The following is a 3,729-nucleotide window of genomic DNA, read 5'->3' on the forward strand; positions in this document are numbered from 1 at the left end:
CGACCGGGTCCGGCGCCGGGCCGAGCACCAGCGCCACCGGGACCTCCCGGCTGCCGAGACGGGGCGGGCGGAACGGCCCCGTCGCGAAGGGCGTGGAACCCGCGTCCGGGCCGGGCAGCACCTCCCGTCCCGGCCAGAAGGCGGGCAGGTGCGGCCACGCGGCGAGCAGGCCAGGCGGCAGGTGGAGCGGCGGGGGCGCCATCGGCGCGGCGTCGGGCACGCGGCCATGCTAGACCGGAACCACGCGGCAGGCAGCGTGTGGCGGATTGGCAACCGTTGCGCGCGCTTCGTCGGACGGCGTTATACCATTTTGCCTGAACACGATGATTTTGCTATGTCTCACGCGATGATGCGCGACACCTTCCCGCGTGGCGGGTCCCCAGACCGTTGCGGATTACGCACGAATGCCGGCCGCCTCGCGGTGCTGCCGGGGCTGCTCCTCCTCGCTGCCTGTTCCGGCGGCGCGGGCGGGCTCTGGAACTCCACGGCGGCGCCCGGGCCTTCTCCGGCGGCAGTGGCGGCCAGCCAGGATCCCATCGCCGTCTTCGCCGCGCAGGCGACGCCCGGCGCGCAGTCCCGCGTCACCCTGGCGGATGGCCAGCCAGCCAACCTGCGCCTGGGGCGCAGCTACTTCGCCGCCAGCGGCCGGGAATGCCGCGAGGTGCTGGTCGGCGCTGGCGTGACGCAGCGCAACCAGCTGGTCTGTCAGGCCGAAGGCGGCGTGTGGGTGCCGGCGCGTCCGCTGTTGCGGGGCGGGGCCGCCCGATCGTGAGCGCGACCAGCTGGGGCGAACGCCGCGCGGCCGCCGCACCCGGCGAGTTCGCGCGGACCGTCCGCGGCTTCCGCAACCAGCTGCGCGTCGTCCACGCGCTGATCCTGCGCGAGATGCAGACGCGCTTCGGGCGCAACCAGCTCGGCTTCCTCTGGCTCTTCCTCGAGCCGCTGATGCTGGCAGGTGCGCTGGCGACGCTGAAATGGGCGATGTCCATCGGTGACAGCATCCCGGGCGTCTCGATCTTCGTCTTCACCCTGGTCAGCTATCTGCCGTACTTCACCTTCCGCGCCATCATCTCCCGCGCGCCGGGCACGCTGCGGTCCAACATGACGCTGCTCTACCACCAGCAGATCAAGCTGCTCGACGTGGTGCTGGCGCGGCACGCGCTGGAGATGGCGGCGGTGATCACCGTGATGGCGCTGATCGTGATCGGCGTCTGGGTCTGGGGCGATACGCCGCCCTGGAACATCCCCATCCTGTTCACCGGCCTGGTCCTGCTGTTCCTTCTGGCGCACGGCCTGGGCCTGATGGCCGCCGCCGCCGCCGCCTCCTCGGAGATCGCGGAGCGGCTGATCCACCCGCTGATCTACCTCTCCCTGCCGCTGTCGGGCGCGCTGATCTCGCTGCACACGCTGGACCCCTCGATCCGCGAGGTGCTGCTGTGGAACCCGCAGGCGCATATCCACGAGATGGTGCGCGAGGGATTCTTCGGCGACCGGCTGCCGAGCTACTTCCACATCGGCTACGTCACCTTCTGGGTGGCCGTGGTGAACCTGCTCGGCCTCGCCGCGCTGCGCGCCGTCCGGCCGCGGCTCGAATTCTGAGCGCGCCGCATGATCATCCTCGACGGCGTCTCGAAATACTACAGGATGCGCGGCCGGGCCCAGCGCTGGATCCTGCGCGACACCACGGCGGTGATCCGGCCGGGGGACCGGCTGGGCATCCTCGGCCGCAACGGCGCGGGCAAGTCCACGCTGATGCGGATGCTCGGCGGCGTCGAATACCCGAATGCCGGCCGGATCGAGCGGCGCATGAGCGTCTCCTGGCCGCTGGCGCACGGCATCGGCGTGCATGGCGCGCTGAGCGGCGCGGACAATGCCCGCTTCATCGCCCGCATCTACGGTCGCCCGGTGGAGGAGATGGTCGATGCCGTGAACGAGTTCGCGGAACTCGGCGGCTACATGGACATGCCGGTGCACACCTACTCCGCCGGCATGATGTCGCGTCTGCAGCTCGGCCTGTCGCTCGCCATGGATTTCGACTGCTACCTGATCGACGAGGCGACCAGCGTCGGCGACCAGCGCTTCATCGAGCGCACGCAGCACCGGCTGGAGACCAGGCTGCGCAGCCGCGCCCTGATCATGGTCAGCCACCATTCCTCGCATATCCGTACCTTCTGCCGCACCGCGGCGATCCTGCACGACGGGATCCTGACCTTCTTCGAGGACCTCGATGAAGCTATCGCCACCTACGAGGCCCTCTGAGCCTCTTGCCGCCAGCGGCCTGATCCCCCCCGCGGTCGGCCGATCGGCCGCGCCGCCGGGCCGCAGCCGGCGCTTCGGCGCCCGTTGGTGGTACGCGCTGCTCGTGCTGCTGCCGACGCTGCTGGTCGCCGGCTACTACAGCTTCTACGCGGCCGACCTCTACGAATCGGAAGCGCGCTTCCAGGTGCGCAACCGCGGCGGCGGCGGCGCCAACCCGATGGACATAGCTGGCGGCCGCACCGGCGCCATGGCGGGCATCTTCACCAACGCCTCCCGCCCGGCCACCGAGGAATCGCGCGCCGTCGCCGCATGGATCGACAGCCACGCCGCGGTCACCGCGCTGCGGCGCGAGCTGGATCTGGTCGAGATCTGGCGCCGGCCGGAAGCCGACCAGCTCTCCATGCTGTGGTGGGACGAGCCCCAGCTCGAATGGCTGCTCTGGTACTTCCGGCGTCGCGTGAACATCTCCTTCGATCCCGAGACGGGCGTGATGACGCTGCGCGTGCTGAGCTTCCGGCCGGGCGATTCGCAGCTGCTGGCGCAGCAGGTGCTGCGCCTGTCGGAGGAGCTGGTGAACACCTTCTCCGCCCGCAGTATCGCCGACACGCTGCGAGTCGCCCATGACGACCTGGCCAAGGCGGAACGCCGCGTGGTCGCCGCGCGCGAGGCGCTGATCGCCTTCCGCGAGCGCGAGCAGGCCTTCGACCCGCAGCGCAGCGCGACCGGCGCGGTCGAGACCATCGGTCGGCTGGAGGCGCAGCTGACGCAATCGCGCGCCGAGCTGCAGGAGCGCCGCGCCTTCATGCGCGCCGACAACCCGCAGATCCAGGTGCTGAACAACCGCATCGCCGCGCTGCAGCAGCAGATCGCGACGGAGCGCAGCCGCGTCACCCGCGGCGAGGAACGGCTGACCCAGCAGGTCGCCGGCTACGAGCGGCTCGAGCTCGAGCGGATGCTGGCGGACCGGGAGCTCGCCTCCGCCACCGCCTCGCTCGAGTCGGCCCGGTCCGACGCGCTGCGCCAGCAGGTCTTCATCATGCGGGTCGCCGACCCGCAGCTGCCCGAATGGCCGCGCTACCCGCGCGCCACGTTCAACACGTTCACCGTCTTCGTCAGCCTTTCCGTGCTGTTCGGCATCGGGTGGCTGCTGGTGGTGAGCGCCCGCGAGCATGCGAGCTGAGATGCCCTTCCGTAGCTTCCGCCTTCCGCTTCTCCTCGCGGCGGGCATCTGCGCCGCCGCGGCGCCGGCCGCGGCGCAGATGCTGCCGCAGAGCCTGTTCGGCCGGAACCCTGCGGCGGCCGGTCCGCCGCAGCTGCAGCAGCAGCCGCCACAGCTCCAGGGTGCGCAGGGCGCGCCGGGCGTGGACGCGCTGCTGAACCGCAACGACCCGACGGTCACGCAGCGCCAGGGCACCACCACCGCGGCCGAGGGCGGCCCGATCGCCGTCGGCCCGCTCGGCGATCCCGGCC

6 protein-coding genes are annotated in these 3,729 nt (G+C 71.3%); 5 read left to right on the forward strand and 1 reads right to left on the reverse strand.

Annotated features, from left to right (window positions below; translation table 11 throughout):
• Positions 1–220 (reverse strand): hypothetical protein (locus OZN99_RS27445; RefSeq protein ID WP_270938405.1); only part of this gene is annotated, 220 nt, incomplete at its 3' end.
• 6 nt (positions 221–226) lie between these two features.
• Between OZN99_RS27445 and OZN99_RS27450 the strand changes: the two genes are divergently transcribed.
• The 5 genes from OZN99_RS27450 to OZN99_RS27470 form a co-directional block, all read left to right on the forward strand.
• Positions 227–772 carry a DVU3141 family protein gene (locus OZN99_RS27450; protein WP_270938406.1) on the forward strand — a complete coding sequence of 182 codons (546 nt, stop codon included), beginning with the start codon at positions 227–229 and terminating at the stop codon, positions 770–772.
• Positions 769–1,599, forward strand: a complete 831-nt coding sequence (locus OZN99_RS27455) for an ABC transporter permease (RefSeq protein WP_270938407.1) — start codon at positions 769–771, stop codon at positions 1,597–1,599. Before OZN99_RS27450 ends, OZN99_RS27455 begins: the two co-directional genes overlap by 4 nt.
• Before the next feature lie 9 nt (positions 1,600–1,608).
• The gene (locus OZN99_RS27460; RefSeq protein WP_270938408.1) at positions 1,609–2,259 is read left to right on the forward strand and encodes an ABC transporter ATP-binding protein; all 651 of its coding nucleotides are present in this window, start codon (positions 1,609–1,611) and stop codon (positions 2,257–2,259) included.
• Between the two features lie 103 nt (positions 2,260–2,362).
• Positions 2,363–3,439: a capsule biosynthesis protein gene (locus OZN99_RS27465; protein ID WP_270938409.1), complete on the forward strand. Its 1,077-nt coding sequence runs from the start codon at positions 2,363–2,365 to the stop codon at positions 3,437–3,439.
• 1 nt (position 3,440) lies between these two features.
• The coding region (locus tag OZN99_RS27470) for a hypothetical protein (protein WP_408611955.1) at positions 3,441–3,729 on the forward strand (289 nt) is incomplete at its 3' end.

The sequence above is a fragment of the Falsiroseomonas oryzae genome, assembly GCF_027856955.1.
In the GTDB taxonomy this organism is placed as follows: Bacteria; Pseudomonadota; Alphaproteobacteria; order Acetobacterales; family Acetobacteraceae; genus Falsiroseomonas; species Falsiroseomonas oryzae.